At 69.0% G+C, this 18,399-nt stretch carries 18 protein-coding genes; 8 read left to right on the top strand and 10 right to left on the bottom strand.

From position 1 onward, the window contains the following. Nucleotides 1-54: 54 nt before the first annotated feature. On the top strand, nt 55-885 hold the full coding sequence (locus tag ACLBW1_RS05565; RefSeq protein WP_447811154.1) for a hypothetical protein: 831 nt from the start codon (nt 55-57) through the stop codon (nt 883-885). A gap of 126 nt (nt 886-1,011) precedes the next feature. Next, nucleotides 1,012-1,839 (top strand): hypothetical protein, encoded by an 828-nt coding sequence (locus ACLBW1_RS05560; RefSeq protein ID WP_447810586.1) that lies wholly within the window; start codon nt 1,012-1,014, stop codon nt 1,837-1,839. A 55-nt stretch (nt 1,840-1,894) separates the two neighbouring features. Here ACLBW1_RS05560 and ACLBW1_RS05555 read toward each other — a convergent pair whose 3' ends face one another. The 4 genes from ACLBW1_RS05555 to ACLBW1_RS05540 form a co-directional block, all read right to left on the bottom strand. Further along, nucleotides 1,895-2,584: a winged helix-turn-helix domain-containing protein gene (locus tag ACLBW1_RS05555; protein WP_447810585.1), complete on the bottom strand. Its 690-nt coding sequence runs from the start codon at nt 2,582-2,584 to the stop codon at nt 1,895-1,897. Beyond that, nucleotides 2,581-3,978 carry a sensor histidine kinase gene (locus ACLBW1_RS05550; protein WP_447810583.1) on the bottom strand — a complete coding sequence of 466 codons (1,398 nt, stop codon included), beginning with the start codon at nt 3,976-3,978 and terminating at the stop codon, nt 2,581-2,583. Before ACLBW1_RS05550 ends, ACLBW1_RS05555 begins: the two co-directional genes overlap by 4 nt. A gap of 163 nt (nt 3,979-4,141) precedes the next feature. Next, nucleotides 4,142-4,483, bottom strand: a complete 342-nt coding sequence (locus ACLBW1_RS05545) for a GNAT family N-acetyltransferase (protein WP_447810581.1) — start codon at nt 4,481-4,483, stop codon at nt 4,142-4,144. Between the two features lie 33 nt (nt 4,484-4,516). Beyond that, nucleotides 4,517-5,263: a phosphoglyceromutase gene (locus ACLBW1_RS05540; RefSeq protein ID WP_447810579.1), complete on the bottom strand. Its 747-nt coding sequence runs from the start codon at nt 5,261-5,263 to the stop codon at nt 4,517-4,519. A gap of 162 nt (nt 5,264-5,425) precedes the next feature. Here ACLBW1_RS05540 and ACLBW1_RS05535 point away from each other — a divergent pair, with 162 nt between their 5' ends. After that, nucleotides 5,426-6,982 (top strand): MFS transporter, encoded by a 1,557-nt coding sequence (locus ACLBW1_RS05535; protein ID WP_447810578.1) that lies wholly within the window; start codon nt 5,426-5,428, stop codon nt 6,980-6,982. Nucleotides 6,983-7,040: 58 nt separating this feature from the next. Continuing rightward, nucleotides 7,041-8,495, top strand: a complete 1,455-nt coding sequence (locus ACLBW1_RS05530; RefSeq protein WP_447810576.1) for an MFS transporter — start codon at nt 7,041-7,043, stop codon at nt 8,493-8,495. Here ACLBW1_RS05530 and ACLBW1_RS05525 read toward each other — a convergent pair. From ACLBW1_RS05525 to ACLBW1_RS05510, 4 genes are all read right to left on the bottom strand, one after another. Further along, the gene (locus ACLBW1_RS05525; RefSeq protein WP_447810575.1) at nt 8,428-10,044 is read right to left on the bottom strand and encodes a 4-coumarate--CoA ligase family protein; all 1,617 of its coding nucleotides are present in this window, start codon (nt 10,042-10,044) and stop codon (nt 8,428-8,430) included. The genes ACLBW1_RS05530 and ACLBW1_RS05525 overlap by 68 nt on opposite strands. 106 nt (nt 10,045-10,150) lie before the next feature. Next, a complete protein-coding gene (locus tag ACLBW1_RS05520; protein WP_447810573.1) occupies nt 10,151-10,762 on the bottom strand; it encodes a YbjN domain-containing protein in 612 nt (203 codons plus the stop codon). Beyond that, complete coding sequence (mshA, locus tag ACLBW1_RS05515; protein ID WP_447810572.1) at nt 10,759-12,099, bottom strand: D-inositol-3-phosphate glycosyltransferase; 1,341 nt, start codon at nt 12,097-12,099, stop codon at nt 10,759-10,761. Before mshA ends, ACLBW1_RS05520 begins: the two co-directional genes overlap by 4 nt. Continuing rightward, nucleotides 12,096-13,058 (bottom strand): alpha/beta fold hydrolase, encoded by a 963-nt coding sequence (locus tag ACLBW1_RS05510; protein ID WP_447810571.1) that lies wholly within the window; start codon nt 13,056-13,058, stop codon nt 12,096-12,098. The genes mshA and ACLBW1_RS05510 overlap by 4 nt, the downstream gene beginning before the upstream one ends. Before the next feature lie 80 nt (nt 13,059-13,138). Between ACLBW1_RS05510 and ACLBW1_RS05505 the strand changes: the two genes are divergently transcribed. From ACLBW1_RS05505 to ACLBW1_RS05490, 4 genes are all read left to right on the top strand, one after another. Beyond that, nucleotides 13,139-14,104, top strand: a complete 966-nt coding sequence (locus ACLBW1_RS05505; protein WP_447811153.1) for a pirin family protein — start codon at nt 13,139-13,141, stop codon at nt 14,102-14,104. Nucleotides 14,105-14,344: 240 nt separating this feature from the next. Beyond that, nucleotides 14,345-15,283, top strand: coding sequence for a metal ABC transporter solute-binding protein, Zn/Mn family (locus ACLBW1_RS05500; protein WP_447810569.1), 939 nt, complete (start codon nt 14,345-14,347; stop codon nt 15,281-15,283). A 53-nt stretch (nt 15,284-15,336) separates the two neighbouring features. Beyond that, nucleotides 15,337-16,125 carry a metal ABC transporter ATP-binding protein gene (locus ACLBW1_RS05495; RefSeq protein WP_447810567.1) on the top strand — a complete coding sequence of 263 codons (789 nt, stop codon included), beginning with the start codon at nt 15,337-15,339 and terminating at the stop codon, nt 16,123-16,125. Next, complete coding sequence (locus ACLBW1_RS05490; RefSeq protein WP_447810566.1) at nt 16,122-17,000, top strand: metal ABC transporter permease; 879 nt, start codon at nt 16,122-16,124, stop codon at nt 16,998-17,000. The genes ACLBW1_RS05495 and ACLBW1_RS05490 overlap by 4 nt, the downstream gene beginning before the upstream one ends. On the opposite strand, the gene ACLBW1_RS05485 is transcribed toward ACLBW1_RS05490, so the two are convergent. Beyond that, nucleotides 16,922-17,992: a cation diffusion facilitator family transporter gene (locus ACLBW1_RS05485; protein ID WP_447810564.1), complete on the bottom strand. Its 1,071-nt coding sequence runs from the start codon at nt 17,990-17,992 to the stop codon at nt 16,922-16,924. The two genes, ACLBW1_RS05490 and ACLBW1_RS05485, sit on opposite strands and share 79 nt — an antisense overlap. Then, nucleotides 17,989-18,393: an ArsR/SmtB family transcription factor gene (locus ACLBW1_RS05480; RefSeq protein WP_447810562.1), complete on the bottom strand. Its 405-nt coding sequence runs from the start codon at nt 18,391-18,393 to the stop codon at nt 17,989-17,991. Before ACLBW1_RS05480 ends, ACLBW1_RS05485 begins: the two co-directional genes overlap by 4 nt. Nucleotides 18,394-18,399 lie beyond the last annotated feature (6 nt).

Genomic DNA, 18,399 nt, shown 5'->3' with positions numbered 1-18,399 from the left:
CAGTACAACCTAGTGCGTCTACCGTTGACTGTTGTGCAGGCAGCCACCGACAAGATGACACCCGCTCCGGAGGTCGAACTCGACTTCCCCCGGGAATGGTTCGATTTCTACGACCCCGCCGACCCCGAACATCTCATCAGCGCCGACCTCACCTGGTTGCTGTCGCACTGGACGTGCGTGTTCGGGACGCCCGCGTGTCAGGGGATCATCGAAGGGCGCGAGAACGACGGGTGTTGCAGCCACGGGGCGTATCTCTCCGACGACGACGACCGCAAGCGGCTCGAACACGGGATGTCGCTGCTGACGCCGGCCGACTGGCAGTTCCACGGCAAGGGTTCCGGCAAGGATCCGCTGGGCAAGCGTGGGTATCTCGAGGAGGACACCCTCGACGACGAGCCGGCCATCAAGACACGGAAACACAAGGGCGCGTGCATCTTCCTGAACCGGCCCGGTTTCGCCGGCGGCGCGGGATGTGCACTGCACGCTATGGCGCTGCGTAAGGGACTCGAACCGTTGACCGTGAAACCCGACGTGTGCTGGCAGCTGCCGGTGCGCCGCGAGCAGACCTGGGTCGACCGCCCCGACGGCTCCCAGGTCCTCAAGACCACGATCACCGAGTTCGACCGTCGCGGTTGGGGTTCGGGCGGCGAAGACCTGGAGTGGTACTGCTCGGGATCACCCGACGCCCACGTCGGCGCGACGCAGGTGTGGCAGTCGTACGCCCCGGAGCTCATCGAGCTGCTCGGCCGGGCCGCCTACGACGAACTCGCCGCGGCCTGTCGTCGTCGCAACGGCCTCGGCCTCATCGCCATCCACCCCGCCACCGCCGCGGCCACCACCCGCCGCGACACCGACATCAAGTACGTCGAGCTCGACGCCGAGTAGTTCGTGGTCGAGATCGTCCCCGTGACCGGTCGCCGAGGGCACATCGCCGCCGGATCCCGCTGAGGGGGACGATCTCGGCAACACGTCGGCCGGAACCGTCGCGGCCGCGTCGACGTCGAAGCGAGCATGAACGGTGGCGTCCACTCCCGAATCCGGCTTCACGCACAGGGCCACACCGATGCCGACATCCGACGAGCCGTCCGGGCCGGTGATCTGATTTGGCTGCGGCCCGGCTGGTGCGCGACCACGGTCGCCGATCCCGATGTCGTCGCCGCGGTGCGTGCCGGCGGCGTGCTCGGATGTGTGTCAGCGCTGCGGTTCCATGGACTCTGGATCCCGCCCGGACACGACGGTCTCCACGTGCGGACCAGCAAATACGGGAAGGGACTCCGGGCGGGCTCGTGCCAGGGCGCCGGGCGACCGCTCCCTCTCGCCGACGCCGTCGACTCCGTGCCGGTTGCCCTGCACTGTGCGGTCGACTGTCTGCCCGACGACCACTGGGTGGTGGTCTGCGACTCCGCGCTGAACTCGGGCTCGGCGACACCCGACGAGCTGCGGGCGCTGCTGCCGAAGGCGACGGTTCGGATCAACGATCTGCTCGCGCGATGCGACCCTCGCTCGCAGTCGGGAACCGAGACCCTCGTCCGTCTGCGGCTACGGGCCGTCGGCTACGACGTGCGGGTCCAGCCGCGTATCCGCGGGGTCGGGAAGGTCGACCTCCGCGTGGGCCGACTGCTCATCGAATGCGATTCGGTCGCCCACCACACCGGGGCGGCCGAGTACCGCAACGATCGCCGACGTGACCGCAAGGCACTCGTCGGCCGGTGGCTCAAGCTGCGACTGACCTATGAGGACGTGATGTTCGGCTGGGATGAGGTGTTCGCCGACATCCGCGCCATCACCCGGGCAGACAGGCACCGCGTGCGCGGCCGACATCGTCCCCGTGAGGCGTGATCGACGGCGATATGCCCTCGGCGACAGCTCAGGGGGACGATCTCAGCAGCAAGTCCTACGGCTCGAGCTTGTACCCCAGGCCGCGGACGGTGACGAGGTGTTCGGGGTTGCCCGGATCGGATTCGATCTTCGAGCGCAGGCGCTTGACGTGGACGTCGAGGGTCTTGGTGTCGCCGACGTAGTCCGCACCCCACACCCGGTCGATCAACTGACCGCGGGTGAGCACCCGGCCGGCGTTGCGCAGCAGGTATTCGAGGAGGTCGAACTCCTTGAGCGGCAACGTGACCGGCGACCCACCGACCTGCACGATGTGGCGGTCGACGTCCATGGTCACCGGGCCGGCCTCGAGCAGGCCGCCGTCGATGCCGAGGTCGTCACCGGTGTCGACACCGCGTCGGAGCACCGCGCGGATGCGGGCGATGAGTTCGCGGGCCGAGTACGGCTTGGTGACGTAGTCGTCGGCGCCGAGTTCGAGCCCCACGACCTTGTCGATCTCGCTGTCGCGGGCGGTCACCATGATGACCGGCACACTCGACCTCTGCCGCAACGCCTTGCAGACCTCGGTCCCGGACACACCGGGGAGCATGAGGTCGAGCAGCACGATGTCGGGCGACACGCGTTCGAACTCGCCGATGGCCCGGGTGCCGTCGTTCACGACGGTGGTCTCGAAGCCCTCCTTGCGCAGGAGAAAGGCGAGCGGATCGGCCAAAGACTCCTCGTCTTCGACAATCAGGACATGCGTCACCGGTGGGATTCCTTTGTCTCGAGAACCCGCGTGGACGGGTTCGGGGTGTGGCTGAGGGCGCTGCGTGCGCGGGCGGCGGGGCCGTGCGAGGTGGTGTCGGTGCGGGGCTCGGTCCGACGCGGGGCGCGGGCCATGGGCACGGCGAGGGTGAAGGTCGAGCCGGTGCCGGGTTTGCTCCACAGCGTGATGGTGCCGTCGTGGTTGGCCGCGACGTGTTTGACGATCGCGAGTCCGAGTCCGGTGCCGCCGGTGGCGCGCGACCGGGCCTTGTCGACACGGAAGAACCGTTCGAACACCCGCTCCTGGTCGCGCGGCGCGATGCCGATGCCGCGGTCGGTGACCGCGATGGCCACCATGTCGTGGCCCCCGGGGACCACGCGGCGGCTCACCGACACCGGCGAGTTGGCCGGCGAGTACGCGATGGCGTTGGCGATGAGGTTGTTGAGCGCGGTGAGCAGCAGGGTGCGATCGCCGCGGACCACGAGACCGCTCGGCGGGTCGGTGGTGAGCGTGATGCTCGCGGCCTCGGCGCCGACCTGTGCGCGGTGGATCGCCTCGTCGACGAGGTCGTCGACGTCGACATCGTCGGCGTCGGGCAGCTTCTCGGCACCCTGCAGCCGCGACAGGGCGATGAGCTCGTTGACCATGTTGCCCATGCGGATCGACTCGGTCATCACGCGCTCGCCGAAGTGGCGCACGGCCTCGGGGTCGTCCTGCGACTCCAGCAGCGCCTCGGTCAGCAGGCCGATCGCGCCGACGGGGGTCTTCAGCTCGTGCGACACATTGGCGACGAAGTCGCGGCGGGTCGCCTCGAGGCGCACGTTGTCGGAGTCGTCGTCGCCGTAGACCACGGCGTAGCGCTCGTTGCCGTCGGTGACCAGCCGGATCACACAGCGCACCGCCACCGGCGGGTTGATCGCGCGGCCGGTGGAGACGAACCCGTTGATGGGGTGATCGGGGACCAGCTCGATGTCGCAGTCGGCGCCGGTCTCGAGGACCGTGCGCGCGGCCTGCCACACGTGGTCGTCGAGGAGGTGGTCGTGCACGAGCCCGAGCGCGTCGGCGCGTTTGTTGAACAGCACCACGTCGCGGTGTTCGTCGACGACCGCGATCCCGGTCTCGGTGGACTGCACGATCAGCGCCAACAGCGCCGCCTTCGACATGCGCCCGTCGACGGTCTCGGTGCCCGGCTCCAGCAGCTCCGCCGGCCCGGTGACCTGGTTACGCAGGTCGGCGTTCTCGCCGGGTACGAGGGCCTCGGGTTCGCTGCTCGTCGCGCTGCGCAGGGTGCGCACGGCGTCGGCGGTCCGCGCCGAGCCCCGGCCGATCCGCCAGCCCACACCTGCGGCCACGCACACCGCCACCACGGCGATCGCGATCACGAGAACGGTCATGTCACCCACCGTGCCCGCCGGGCGGCGAGCTCACTCCTGGCTGAACGCGACACCCCGCAAGAATGCGTGCTGCGCCCGTAGGTAACAAGCCAGGTGGGCCTTGTTGGGACGGTGTTCACCGTGATTTCGCCCTCCCGCCCTCGCTTTCCGGCGGGAAGCGCCGTCAGGCCGAGGCCATCATCGGTGCATACGCGGGGTTGTCGTGCACGAAACCGCGGACGAACGAACACACCGGCACCACCGGGCGTCCGGTGCGGGCGAGGTCGTCGAGCACATGGCGGACCAGCGCGGCCCCGAAACCGTGGTGGGTGTAGCGGTCGAAGATCACGGTGTGGGTGATGACCACCTGGTCGACCTCGTTCAGGTAGTCGAGGTAGCCGACGAGTTCGTCGTTGCCGTGGGCATCGTGGACGAACGCCTCGTAGCGTTCCTGGGCGGGCGAGTGGGCGAACCGGACCTGTGGCGTGTCACCAGCACCGGACGACGTGGTTGTGATGTGGGCCATAGCCCACGATACCGCCGAATGCACGGATCGTGGCTACTTCTTCTCCCCCTGGGCGGCGACCGCGGCAGCCCCGGCCTCGGCGGCCTCGGGATCGAGGTAGGCACCCTCGGCGATCGGCATCAGGTCGTCGCCGAGGTCGTAGCGGCGCGGGTTCCCGGTGGGGATGTTGAGCCCGGCGATGTCGGCGTCGGAGATCTGTTCGAGATGCTTGACCAGCGCGCGCAGCGAGTTGCCGTGGGCGGCGATCAACACGGTCTTCCCGGCGCGGAGATCCTCGGCGATGACCTCGGTGAAGTACGGGATCATCCGCTCGACGACGTCTTTCAGGCACTCGGTCAGCGGCACCGCGTCGAGATCGGCGTAACGCGGATCGTCGCTCTGGCTGTACTCGGCGTCTTTGTCGATCGCCGGCGGCGGTACGTCGTAGCTGCGACGCCACAGCATGAACTGCTCGTCGCCGTGCTTATCCTTCGTCGCGGCCTTGTCGAGACCCTGCAGCGCGCCGTAGTGCCGTTCGTTGAGGCGCCAGTCGCGCACGACGGGGATCCAGTGCCGGTCGGCGGCGTCGAGCGCGATCTGCGCGGTGGCGATCGCGCGCCGCAGCAGTGAGGTGTAGAGGACGTCGGGCAGCAGGTCGTGCTCGACGAGCAGTTCCCCGGCCCGTTTCGCCTCGGCACGACCCTTGTCGGTCAGCGCCACGTCCACCCAACCGGTGAACTGGTTCGACTCGTTCCACACGCTCTCGCCGTGCCGCATCAGGATCAGGGTTCCGGTAGCCATGCCGAGCAGTTTCCCACACGCGGGCGGACACCTCCGCGGACCGCGAGGGCGCCGATGCCGACGACGTCCGAATATTCCCGCGTGTCCGCTTTATCCGTATGTAGATGTCGTCACACGATTTCGGATTGATTGCGCTCTACCACTACGTGCATGATGCAAGTAATGAGTACTTCACGCCTGGAGCCCACACGTAAGCCCTCCCCGACGATGCTGATCGCGGTGCTGTGCTTCGGCGGCCTGCTGGCCTCCTACATGCAGACCCTCGTGGTCCCCATCGTCGGCCTGTTGCCGACGTACCTGCACACCTCCGCCGACAACGCGTCGTGGGTCATCACCGCGACCCTGCTCGCCGCCGCGGTCGTCATGCCGATCGCCGGTCGGGTGGCCGACATGTTCGGCAAGCGCTCGGTGATCCTCGCCAGCATCGCGCTGATGGTGATCGGTTCGGTCATCAGCGCGGTGTTCGACTCCCTGATCCCCGTCATCATCGGCCGTGGCCTGCAGGGCATGGCGATGGGCGTCATCCCCGTCGGCATCAGCCTCCTGCGCGACGAGCTGCCCCCCAACCGGATCGCCGGAGCGATCGCGACGATGAGCGCCACGCTCGGCGTCGGTGGCGCCATCGGCCTGCCGGTCGCGGCGTGGATCTCGCAGAACTACAGCTGGCACGTGCTGTTCTGGACCTCGGCCGCCCTGGGCACCGTCGCGTTCGCACTGGTCATCACTCTCGTGCAGGAGTCGCCGGCCCGATCGGGCGGCACCTTCGACAGCGTCGGCGCCGTCGGTCTCACCATCGCACTGGTCTGTCTGCTGCTCGCGCTCAGCAAGGGCCGGTCGTGGGGATGGACCAGCGACCTCACCCTCGGACTCGTGGCCGCCGGCCTCATCGTGTTCGCCGCGTGGGTCGTCTACGAACTGCGCACCAGCTCGCCGATGGTCAACATCCGGGTGTCGGTGACCCCTCGGGTCGCCCTGACCAACATCGTCTCGGTGGTCATCGGGTTCGCGCTGATGGGCATCAGCCTCGCGTCGCCGCAGCTCCTGCAGCTCCCCCACATCCCCGGCGTCCTCGACTACGGCATGGGCCGCAGCATCATCGAGGCCGGCCTGTGGATGGCCCCCGGCGGCCTGATGATGATGTTCCTGTCGCCGGTCTCCGCGCGCCTCAACGTCACCATCGGTCCGAAGTTCACCCTCATGATCGGCACCGTCGTGATCGCCCTCGGGTACGGCCTCGCCATCGTGGCCGCCGCCGCGCCGTGGCAGGTCGCGCTGGCGGTGATGGTCACCAGCTCGGGTGTGGGTATCGCGTACTCGGCCATGCCCTCGCTCATCATGTCGGCGGTCCCGCTCAGCGAGACCGCGTCGGCGAACGGGCTGAACTCGTTGATGCGCTCGATCGGTACCGCCATCGCCTCCGCGCTGCTCGCCACGATCCTGGCCAGCTCGACGGTGGACATCGGTCCCACGAGCGTGCCCGATCGCTCGGCCTTCCAGATGGTGTTCATCATCGGCGCCGTCGCGTCGCTGGTGGCCGCCGCGCTGATCCTGCTGATCCCCGGCGACAAGAAGAGCGCGTTGCCCGGCTCAGCGCCGGTCGACCTGCCCGAACACAAGGACCGAGCCGACGAGTCGATCGCCGAGGAGATCCTCCACGGCGAGCTGCCGGTCGACGGCACCGCCGAATACGGCCGCCACGCCGCTCCCGCCGCTCGCTGACCGTCTGCATCGACCCCTCCCGATTGCCACCGAGCAATCGATCGGTCAGGCTGTGCGCGTGACAGTTGCAGCCGAAGTGGAACGCCGGACGCGTCCGGGTCTGATGATCGCGGTGTTGTGCTTCGCCGGTGCGGTGTCCTCGTACTCGCAGAGCGTGATCCTGCTGCCGATCGTCGGTCGTCTCGACGAGTACCTCGACACCAGTGCCGACAACGCCTCCTGGGTCATCACCGCCACGTTGCTCGTCGCCGCCGTCGCGCTGCCGACCGGAGGACGGCTGGCCGACCTCTTCGGCAAGCGGCGGGTGATCCTGGTCGCGCTCGTCTCACTGGTCGTCGGGTCGGTCATCGCGGCACTGTCGAACAGCCTGGCGCCGCTCGTGGTCGGGCGCGCGCTGCAGGGGGTGACCCTCGTGGTCATACCCGTCGGGGTGAGCCTGCTGCGTGATCTGCTTCCCGCCGAACGCGTTCCGGGCGCCATCGCGACAATGGGTGCGGCGCTGGGGCTCGGCGGCGCCGTCGGGCTGCCGCCTGCGGCGTGGATCCCGCAGCAGTTCGACTGGCACATGCTGTTCTGGGTGTCGTCGGCCCTCGCCGCCGTCGCACTGCTGCTGGTGTTCACACAGATCCCCGAGTCGCCGCGGCGATCACCCGGCAGGGTCGATTCCGTCGGCATCGTCGGACTGGGCGTCGGCCTCGTGTGCCTACTGCTGGTGATCAGCAAGGGACGCGTGTGGGGCTGGGCGGACCCCGAGACGGTGGTGACCGGCGTCGTCGGTGCCGTGGCGCTGATCGCCTGGGCCGCTTACGAGTTGCGCCACCCGTCACCGCTGGTCAACCTGCGCCTCGCCGCCCGCCCGACGGTGCTGGTGACCAACCTGGTGTCGGTGCTGATCGGGTTCACCCTGCTCGGGATGCTGCTGGTTTCGCCGTGGCTGATGCAGGTCGAGATGGATCAGACCGTGCTGGCGAGCGGATTGTGGATCGCGCCGGCCGGTTTCGCGATGCTGGTGATGTCACCGGTCTCGGCGCGACTGGTCGTCGCGTTCGGTGCGCGCGCGACGCTGCTGGCCGGCACCACCGTCATGGGACTGGGCTATCTGTTCGTCATCGTGTGGATGCAACACCCGTGGCAGGTGATGATCGGGGTGACCATCACCTTCGCCGGCCTCGGTGTCGCGTACGCCGCGATGGTCGGACTCATCATGGCGTCGGTCCCCCTCGGGGAGACCGCGGCCGCCAACGGGCTCAACTCACTGATGCGGTCGATCGGCACCTCGACGGCGTCGGCGGTGATCATCGCGGTGCTGGCCGCGTCGACGGTCACCATCACCACCGACGGCGGGATGCGCACCGTTCCGAGCCGCTCCGCGTTCGAGCTGGTCTACGTCATCGGTGCGATCGCCGCCGTCATCGGGGTCGCGTTGATCACCGCGATCCCCCGGGTCAGCTCTTCGCGCGCAGATCCTTCCGAAGAATCTTGCCCGACACCGACTTCGGGATCTCGTCGATGAACTCGACCTGACGCACCTTCTTGTATGGCGCCACCTTGTCTGCGACGAACTCCATCACGGCCTCGGCGCTGACCTCGGTTCCGCTCTGGCGCACCACGAACGCCTTGGGGATCTCCTCCCCCGACTCCGCGTCCACGACACCCACGACGGCCGCGTCGGCGATCTCGGGGTGGCTCAGGAGCAGGGCCTCGAGCTCGGCCGGCGGCACCTGGTAGCCCTTGTACTTGATGAGCTCCTTGAGCCGGTCGACGATGAACACGCAGCCCGTCGGATCGACCTGCGCGAGGTCGCCGGTGTGCAGGAAGCCGTCGGAGTCGATGGTCTCCGCGGTGGCGGAGTCGTTGTTGAGGTAGCCGGCCATCACGTTGGGGCCACGGAACCACAGTTCACCGGTGTCGCTGAGACCCTCACTCGGCAGGGGGATCTCGTCGCCGGAGACGGGATCGACGAGCTTGCTCTCGGCATTGGGCACCGTCCAGCCCGAGGAGCTGAGCTTCGCGTCCTCACCATCGAGCAACGACTGTCCGCCGTCGAACGGGATGACGTGGCTGACCGGGCTGAGCTCGCTCATGCCGTAGCCCTGCACCATGCGGCAACCGATCCGCTTCTCCACGGCGTGTCCGAGCTCGGCGTCGAGCGGGGCCGCACCCGACATGATGGTGTGCATCGACGACAGATCGTAGTTGTCGACCAGTGGGTGCTTGGCCAGCGCGACGGCGATCGGCGGCGCGATGTAGCCCATGGTGCACTTGCGATCCTGGATGTTCTCGAGGAACTCGGTGAGATCGAAGCGCGGCATGATGACGAGGCTCGCGCGGGCGTGCAGCGCGGCGTTGAGCAGCACCGTCATGCCGTAGATGTGGAAGAACGGCAGCACCGCGAGGATCGCGTCGTCGGCGGTCATGCCCTGCAGCGGACGGATCTGGCACACGTTGGACACCAGGTTGCGATGGGTGAGCATCACGCCTTTGGGGTTGGCCGTGGTCCCCGAGCTGTACGGCAGCACCGCGAGGTGGGTGGCCGGGTCGAAGCTCACCTCCGGCGCGGAATTGTTCTCCCCCACCAGATCTGCCGCATTCGGGTGGCCGCTCGCCTCGATGCCCTCACCGTCGAGCACGATCAGATGGTCGTCGGCGATGCCGAGCTTCTCGGCCGCCTCCTTGGCGCCGGGAGCCAGCACGCTCACCGTCACCAGCATGGTCGCATTGGCGTCGGTGAGCTGCTTGGCGATGTCGTTGGGGGTGAACAGCGCGTTGATGGTGGTGGCGGTCGCGCCGGCACGCAGGATGCCGTGGAAGGCGATCGCGAAGGCCGAGGAGTTCGGCGAGAGCAGACCGACGACGTCGCCGACACCGATGCCGCGCGCGGCCAGGGCGCCGGCGAACGCGTCGATACGGCCGACGAGTTCACGGTAGGTGGTGGTGAAGTCGGCCTTGGCGTCGATGAGTGCGGGACGGTCGAGGTCGGAGTCCTCGATACCTCCGAAAAGGTAGTCGTAGACGGTCGTCTCGGGGACGGTGACCGCGGGGAACGGACTCGCGAAACTCATGGAACCTCCGTTGATCGGCACGACCGGAGACGTAGGTGACACCGGTCGTCACAGCTAGCTGCCGCCCAGACTAGCAACGGCCACAGCCCACGGAGGCGGGGTTCACTCAGATGCCGCGACCGGTTCCCTCTGCGGCCTGCGCGCGTTCCACGGCGGGTTCGACGGTTTTCTCGGGCGCGATGTACGGCAGCGATTCCTCGTCGATGAGGTGCTCGAACGCCAGCAGGTTCTTCAACGACTCCCCGCGCGACACCCGCCACGCCCATTCGCGCCGGATGGAGGTGTAGAAGCCGAGTTCGAGGAGCGTGTTGAAGTCGCCGTCGGCCGCCTCGAGGACCTGCCCCAACACGCGGTCGAGTTCGTCGGAGGTCACCGACTCGGCCGAGAACCGCCCGACGAGGTAGATGTCGCCGATGTTGTCGATCGTGTAGGCCACGCCGTACATCCGCCGGTTGCGCTTGAGCATGAACTTGTAGACGCCCTCGTGGTTCTCGTCGGGTCGACGACACACGAACGCCTCCACCCGCACACCGGGCTTGCCCACGGTGAGCAGGACGTTGGTCTTGAGTTTGCGCTCACCGGGCAGCTCGATGAGGAGGTGTTCGGTGTCGGCGCCGCCGGAGTTCTTGAGCGCGAACGTGATCCCGCGTTCGCGCAGCGCCTTCTGCAACGAGTCCGACTGCTCGACGATGCCCGGTGGGCGTAACTGCTGGCTCATGCTCGTACTCCTGACCGGCGACGTGTCCATCGCCTGGTTCCACGGGTGGACGGGGTGGGGATCTGTTCGGGGCGCGGGACGGAACCGTCGTAGGTGGCCACCGCGCGGTGGTAGCTGGAGAGCAACTGGTCGGCGGTGTGGTCCCACGAGAAGCACTGCGCGTGGGCCACCGCGGCCGCGCCCATCTCGGCCAGGCGACGCGGCTGGGCGAGCAGGCCGTCGATCGCCGCGGTCCAGTCGTCGATGCGGTGTCCTCCGACGAGCAGACCGGTGACGCCGTCGTCGACGGCGACGCCGAGTCCACCCACGTCGGCCGCGACGACGGGGACACCGCTCGCCTGCGCCTCGATCGCGACGAGACCGAAGCTCTCCGAATAGCTGGGCACGGCAACGAGATCCGACGCGCGATACACCGTCGCGAGCATCTCGGGTCGTTGCGGCGGGAGGAACGTGACCGCGTCGGCGATACCCAGCTCGGCGACGAGATCGATCAGGGCCGTGGGCCGGGCGAGCCCCGAGCCCGACGGTCCGCCGACCACGAGGACACGCACCCGGCGTCCCGACACCCGCGCACGGTCGATGATCGGCGCCGCTGCACGGATGAGCACGTCGGGAGCCTTGAGTGGCTGGATCCGACCGACGAACGTCACGATGACCTCGTTCGGGTCGAGCCCGAGTTCGGCGCGCGCGGCGTCACGCGGTCCGGGTCGGTAGGTGGTGAGATCGACGCCGGGTGTCGCGACGTCGACCCGGTCGGGATCGGCGTGGTGGATCGAGATCAGTTGTTGCGCTTCGGCATCGGTGTTCGCGACCAGACGGTCGGCCTCGACCACGACCTGCTGTTCACCGACCTGCCGCAGCATCGGCTCGGGTTCGTCGCCCGCGGCGAGCGCGAGGTTCTTCACCGCGGCGAGGGTGTGGGCGGTGTGCACCAGCGGCACGCGCCAGCGGTCACGGGCGAGCCACCCGACCTGTCCGGACAACCAGTAGTGGGAGTGCACGAGGTCGTAGTGGCCGGGCGGGTGCATCGCCTCGGCGCGCAGCACCCCGGCGGCGAAAGCGCAGAGCTGCGTGGGCAGATCGCGTTTGTCGAGTCCCTCGAACGGTCCGGCGACCACGTTGCGCACCAGCACGCCGTCGGCCGCGCGCACCGCCGGTGCGTCGGTCGACGACGTGGCACGGGTGAAGATCTCGACGTCGATCCCGCGCTGGGCGAGCGTGCGCGCGGTCTGCCACACGTACACGTTCATCCCGCCGGCGTCGCCGGTGCCGGGTTGCGCCAGGGGCGAGGTGTGCACCGAGATCAGTGCGATACGACGCAGTTCCGGTCGCCTCATGCGGTGGCCCCCACATCGGAGCCGATCGCTCCGGTGAAGGAGAGGACGGACTCGGCGAAGCGGTCGGGGTCCTCGACGAACGGGGCGTGGCCCGCGTCGTCCCAGAGATCGACTCGGGCACCGTCGACGAGGTCGGCGGCGTGGCGGGCCGCCGAGACGTCCACGACGGCGTCGGCCGTGCCGTGGACGATCAGGACCGGGATCGTCAGCGCGCGCAGCGTCGGGTCGTTGTCGGCGGTGCGGGCGAACAGCCCGGCGCGCGCGCTCGGGGCGGTGGCGAGGGAGGCGCCGAACAGGTGCTGGCTCACCGCGCCGAGGTCGGGGCGGTGGGCCGGGACGAGCGCGGTGCCGAACGACCCGAGCGCCCGGATCGCGGTCCGTGGGTCGGCCGAACACGCGTCGGGCAGGGCCGCCCGCATGGCCGGACCCACCCGGCCGCCGGCCGCGCCGCGACCGATCGAGGTGATCGCCCCGACGAGCACGAGGCCCACGACGTCGCCGACGCCTCCGGTGCGCGTCAGTCGGTCGGCGAGGAGGTCGCACGACACCAGGCCGCCGTAGGACCAGCCCGCGAGCACGACACCGGCGTCGGCGACGGCCGGCGCGTCGAATGCCGCGGTCGTCGTGGTCGACTCGGCCGCCAGCACGGCCTCGATGTCGCCGGCGAAATCGGCGGCAGAATAGGAGGCACCGACCGCGTCGCCGCCGTGGACCGCGGGTACCTCCGAGGCGCCGTGGCCACGCAGGTCGACGGCGATCACGCGATGGGTCTCGGCGAGACGGGCAAGAAGGCCTGTTCCCCAGGCCGCGGCCGACTGCGCCCAGCCGTGGATGAGGAGCAGTGCGGGGATGGCCCGATCCGAGGGGGCGGCGGACGATTCCGCGGGCGGCGCGCTGACCCGGTAGACGATCTCGACGCCACCGGGGCCGGTGGCCGAGCGCGTGCGGAAGTGCGTCATGTCCCCAGCGTATCGCCGGAACAAATCGGACCACGGTCCGGTTACACGGGCATAGGATCGACATGGACGAGGAGGACACGATGCCCGCGATCACCGCAGACACTTTGACCCTGGACCGCCTGGCGCAGGCCACGCCGTCCGACACCGAGCGCCCCGTGCGCGCGGTGACCACCGGCCCCCGTGGCTACGAGGGTGAGGGCTTCCCGGTCGTCCGCGCCTTCGCCGGCGTCAGCAAGGCCGATCTCGACCCGTTCATCCACATGGATCAGATGGGCGAAGTCGATTACGAGCCGGGCGAGCCGCGCGGCACCAGCTGGCACCCGCACCGCGGGTTCGAGACCGTCACCTACATGATCGACGGTCGGTTCGAGCACCAGGACAGTCACGGCGGTGGCGGACTGATCGAGGACGGCGCCACCCAGTGGATGACCGCGGGCTCGGGCATCCTCCACATCGAGACACCCCCGGCCGAGCTCGTGGCCAGCGGCGGCGTGTTCCACGGCATCCAGCTGTGGGTGAACCTGCCGAGGTCCGACAAGTTCACGACCCCGGCCTACCAGTCGATCGAGGGCACGCAGGCGAAGCTCGTGTCGTCGTCCGACGGTGGCGCACTGGTGCGGATCATCGCCGGCGACATCGGTGGGCACCACGGCCCGGGATCGACGCGCACACCGATCACCCTGGCGCACGCCACGGTGGAGCCGGGCGCGCAGCTCAACCTCCCCTGGAACCGCGACTACAACGCGCTCGTGTACGTGCTCAGCGGCGACGGGACGGTGGGACCGCTCCGCAACCCGATCTCGGGCGGTCAGCTCGCGGTACTCGGCCCCGGCGACCGGATCAGCGTGAGCGCCGACGGCACGCAGGACTCGAACCGCCCCGCGATGGAGGTGCTGCTGCTCGGCGGTCGCCCGATCCGCGAGCCGGTCTTCGCCTACGGCCCGTTCGTGATGAACACCAAGTCCGAGGTCATCGCCGCGATCGAGGACTTCAACGCGGGCAAGTTCGGCGTCATCCCGCCCGATGCGCTGATGCCGCACACGTGATCTGACCGGACTCGGTGACGCCCGGTGTCGAAGACCACAGCGTTCGCGCTGTGACATCTCACGACACCGGGCGTCGTCGTTTGCGCCGGGCGCCAGACTTCGGCGCCCGTCGATCGCCCGGGCAGCTATTCAAGCTCTCTTTAACAATCCGTCGGTACCTTCGCCGCAAATGGGCGAGTTGGCCCCCTTTTCGAAAACGGTTACCATTTGCGTCGCAGTCGTCGAGGAGTGGAGTGTGCGATGAATTCGAGAGCCCTTCGTGGTGTGCCGGCCCGGGTCACGGCGCTGGCAACGGCGGTGATCGCCGCAACGGTGGTCGCCGGGTGTTCGGCCGACACCACCGAGGCGGCGGGCGCCCCCGGGGCACCGGTGGTCGTCGCCTCCACCGATGTGTGGGGCGCGGTCGCCTCCGCCGTGGCGGGCAAGAACGCCGGCGTCACCTCGCTCTACACCTCCCCCGACGGTGACCCGCACGAGTTCGAGGCCACCGCCCGCGACACCGCGAAGGTGTTCGACGCCGACGTCGTGGTGCTCAACGGCGCCGATTACGACGCCTACATGGAGAAGGCGCCGAAGAACCCCGACGCCACGGTCATCAGCGCCTACGACGCGTACAAGAAGCTGAACCCGAACGCGCCCACCGGCGCCGGCGAGGTCAACGAGCACTTCTTCTACGACTTCGACGTCGTGAAGGCCGTCGCCTCGAGCATCGCCGACTCGTTGGCCGAGAAGTTCCCGGCCGACAAGGACGCCTTCGCCTCCAACGCGAAGAAGTTCGAGGACGACGTCACCGACCTGCAGACCACGTTGGCCTCGATCAAGGCCGCCCACGCCGGAGCGAAGGTCGCCCAGACCGAACCGCTCGCGGCGTACCTGCTCGCCGAGGCCGGCCTCGTCGACGCGACGCCGTCGTCGTTCACCGACGCCGTCGAGGCGGGTAACGACCCGCCCGCCGCCGCGGTCGCGACCACCGAGGACCTGGTGCGCAACAAGTCCGTGTCGGCGCTGCTCTACAACACCCAGGCTGTCGACGACACGACCAAGCGTCTGCTGTCGGCCGCCGATTCCGACGGGCTCCCGGTGGTGAAGCTGACCGAGACGTTGCCGTCCGGAGTCACCGACTACGTGGCCTGGCAGAGGGCTACGGTGGATTCGATCGCGGCCGCCCTGTCGCGCTGATCCACCCCTGCCTCACCCCTTCTCGCCACCGGAGCATCGCCATCACCGCCAGCGTGCCTGCCATCGACATCCGTGGTGCGCGACTGCGCTTCGGCGACCGCGTGCTGTGGTCGGATCTCGACCTCACCGTCGCCCCCGGCGAGTTCGTCGCGGTGCTGGGGCCCAACGGGTCGGGCAAGACCTCGCTCCTGCGGACGCTGTTGGGTCAGTACCGGCTGGACGCGGGCAGCATCTCCATCGACGGTCGTAACGGGACCGACCGGTCCAAGATCGGCTACGTGCCCCAGCAGCGCCCGCACGACGAAGGTGTGCCGCTGCGCGGACGCGACCTCGTGGGTCTGGGGGTCGACGGCCGATCGTGGGGTGTCGGGTGGCGCAACCGCCGGACACGCAGGGCCGCGGTCGATCTCGCGATCGACCAGGTGGATGCCCGCGCCTTCGTCGACGCCCCGCTCGGACTGCTCTCCGGTGGTGAGCAGCAACGACTGCGGGTGGCCCAGGCGTTGGCGAGCGACCCCGTCGTGCTGCTGTGCGACGAGCCGTTGCTCAGTCTCGACCCGGCCAATCAGGCGCGGGTCGCGCAGTTGATCGATCGGCGACGTCGCGCGGCGGCGACCGCGGTCGTGTTCGTCACCCACGAGATCAATCCCGTTCTGCCCTACGTCGATCGCGTCGTCTACCTCGTCGACGGCCGGTTCCGGATCGGCACCACCGACGAGGTGATGAACTCGGCCGTGCTCAGCGAGCTGTACCGCACCAAGGTCGACGTGCTGCGGGTGCGGGACCGTCTGGTCGTCGTGGGCGCCGACGAGGCCGCCTGCCACGGCGTCGAGGCGCTGTGAGCACCGTCGACTGGGGCAGCTTCTTCGACGTCGGGCTCGCCGGGGACCTCTTGGCCCGCCCCTTCGTGCAACAGTCGCTGCTGGCGTTGGCACTCCTGGCCCTTCTCGGTGGCCTCATCGGACCGACGGTGGTCGCGCGCCAGATGTCGTTCGCCGTCCACGGCACCGCGGAATTGTCGTTCACCGGTGCCGCGCTGGCCCTGCTGCTCGGGGTCAGCGTCAACATCGGCGGCGTGGTGGGTTCCATCGTCGCCGCGCTGATCTTCGGACTGCTCGGCAGCCGTGTGCGCGAACGCGATTCGGTGATCGGCGTGGTGATGGCGTTCGGGCTCGGTCTCGGCGTGCTGTTCATCGCCACCTACGGCCGCACCGGCACCGGCTTCGCCCTGTTGACCGGACAGGTGGTCAGCGTCGGCGCCGACGGACTGACCGCGGTCGCGGTCACCACCGTCATCGTCGTCGCCGTCCTCGCGGTCATCTACCGGCCGCTGCAGTTCGCGAGCACCGATCCGGCGGTCGCCGAGGCGCTGGGGGTGCCCACGCGCTCACTGTCGCTGGTGTTCGCGGTGCTGCTCGGCGCCAGTGTCGCCCAGGGCGTGCAGATCATCGGCGCATTGCTGGTGATGTCGCTGTTCATCACCCCGGCCGCCGCGGCCACCCGCGTCACCTCCACCCCGACCACGGTGGTGCTGCTGTCGACCCTGTTCGCCATGACCGCTGCGGTCGGTGGACTGATCCTGTCGCTCGCCCCGAATCTGCCTGTGTCGGTGATGGTCACCACCATCTCGTTCGCGATCTACGTCGTCTGTCGCCTCTTCGGTGGCCGCAGGCTCCGCTCCGCTGGGCGCGTGAGGGTGCCGTCGGCGGCGTCGTGACCCGGGTACGCGTGCACCTGCGCGGTGGTCAGGCGCGGAACGCCCTCGATCAGAGCGTGTTCGGCGCGGTGGGCGAGCGCGTGGGCGTCACGGAGCGCGGTGTCGGGTGCGACATCGAGATCGGCCTCGGCGTGCAGGGTGTGACCCACCCACCGCATCCGTAGCCCGGCCACGCTGTCGACACCGGGGACCGAGGCCAACACCTCCTCGGCCGAGCCGACGATGTGCGGGTCGACGCCGTCCATGAGGCGCCGGAACACATCTCGCGCGGCTCCGACGAGCACCATGAGGATGGCCGCGGTGATCACCAACCCCACGATCGGGTCGGCGATCGGGAAGCCGGCGGCCGCACCGGCGGCGCCGACGAGAACGGCCAGCGACGTGAACCCGTCTGTGCGCGCATGCTTGCCGTCCGCGATCAGGGCGACCGACCCGATCCGGCGGCCGACCGTAATGCGATACCGCGCGACGATCTCGTTGCCGACGAACCCGACGGCGCCGGCCGCGGCAACCCACGGCAGATGCGACAGGGGCGCGGGATCGATGAGCCGCCGCACCGCCTCGACCCCGGCGACCACGGCCGACGCGAGGATCATCAGCACCACGAACAACCCGGCGAGATCCTCTGCGCGGCCGAAGCCGTAGGTGTAGCGCCGGGTCGGTGCGCGCCGCCCGAGGACGAACGCGATCCACAGGGGTACCGAGGTGAGCGCGTCGGAGAAGTTGTGGATGGTGTCGGCGAGCAGCGCCACCGATCCCGACACCGCGACCACGGCGAGCTGTGCGACCGCCGTCGCCAGCAGCACCACCATGCTGATCTTCACCGCACGGATCCCCTGCGCGCTGGACTCCATGACGCTGTCGACCTTGTCGGCGGAATCGTGGCTGTGCGGGGTGAACGCGTGGGTCAGCCAGTGCCACCGACCGGCATGGTCATGGTGGTGTTCGTGATCGTGATGCTGATGGTGGGAGTGGACGCGGTCGCCGCTCATGCGCCGCCGGTCTTCTCGGATGCGACTATGGCGATCGGGGCATCGACGTGGGCGTCGGGGCGGTGGTGGCCCGGGGTACCCGGCCCGGCGTGTTCGGCGTTGAAGACCGCGTCGACCACCATCTGCCGCACGTGATCGTTCTCCAGGCGGTAGAACACCGAGGTGCCCTCCTTGCGTGTGCGCACCAGGCGCGCCATGCGCAGTTTCGCGAGGTGCTGGCTCACCGAGGGGGCCGGCTTGCCGACCTTCTCCGACAGTTCGTTCACCGAACACTCCCGGTCGACCAGGGCCCACAGCATCTGCACGCGCGTGGCGTCGGACAGCATCCGGAACACCTCGACCACCAGGGCGACCTGGTCGTCGGCGAGTGTCCGACGACAAACCCCCTTATCTGCATTCATACGCAG

The organism is Williamsia sp. M5A3_1d, assembly GCF_053345315.1.
Note: the sequence above shows the minus strand (reverse complement) of the source record. Positions and strands in the feature narration are given on the sequence as shown.

Excerpts from the sequence above, each read along its gene's own strand:
- ACLBW1_RS05565 (WP_447811154.1), top strand. The coding sequence starts at position 55 with ATGACACCCGCTCCGGAGGTCGAACTCGACTTCCCCCGGGAATGGTTC.
- ACLBW1_RS05560 (WP_447810586.1), top strand. The coding sequence starts at position 1,012 with ATGAACGGTGGCGTCCACTCCCGAATCCGGCTTCACGCACAGGGCCAC.
- ACLBW1_RS05550 (WP_447810583.1), bottom strand. The coding sequence starts at position 3,978 with ATGACCGTTCTCGTGATCGCGATCGCCGTGGTGGCGGTGTGCGTGGCC.
- ACLBW1_RS05545 (WP_447810581.1), bottom strand. The coding sequence starts at position 4,483 with ATGGCCCACATCACAACCACGTCGTCCGGTGCTGGTGACACGCCACAG.
- ACLBW1_RS05540 (WP_447810579.1), bottom strand. The coding sequence starts at position 5,263 with ATGGCTACCGGAACCCTGATCCTGATGCGGCACGGCGAGAGCGTGTGG.
- ACLBW1_RS05535 (WP_447810578.1), top strand. The coding sequence starts at position 5,426 with ATGAGTACTTCACGCCTGGAGCCCACACGTAAGCCCTCCCCGACGATG.
- ACLBW1_RS05525 (WP_447810575.1), bottom strand. The coding sequence starts at position 10,044 with ATGAGTTTCGCGAGTCCGTTCCCCGCGGTCACCGTCCCCGAGACGACC.
- ACLBW1_RS05520 (WP_447810573.1), bottom strand. The coding sequence starts at position 10,762 with ATGAGCCAGCAGTTACGCCCACCGGGCATCGTCGAGCAGTCGGACTCG.
- mshA (WP_447810572.1), bottom strand. The coding sequence starts at position 12,099 with ATGAGGCGACCGGAACTGCGTCGTATCGCACTGATCTCGGTGCACACC.
- ACLBW1_RS05510 (WP_447810571.1), bottom strand. The coding sequence starts at position 13,058 with ATGACGCACTTCCGCACGCGCTCGGCCACCGGCCCCGGTGGCGTCGAG.
- ACLBW1_RS05505 (WP_447811153.1), top strand. The coding sequence starts at position 13,139 with ATGCCCGCGATCACCGCAGACACTTTGACCCTGGACCGCCTGGCGCAG.
- ACLBW1_RS05500 (WP_447810569.1), top strand. The coding sequence starts at position 14,345 with ATGAATTCGAGAGCCCTTCGTGGTGTGCCGGCCCGGGTCACGGCGCTG.
- ACLBW1_RS05485 (WP_447810564.1), bottom strand. The coding sequence starts at position 17,992 with ATGAGCGGCGACCGCGTCCACTCCCACCATCAGCATCACGATCACGAA.
- ACLBW1_RS05480 (WP_447810562.1), bottom strand. The coding sequence starts at position 18,393 with ATGAATGCAGATAAGGGGGTTTGTCGTCGGACACTCGCCGACGACCAG.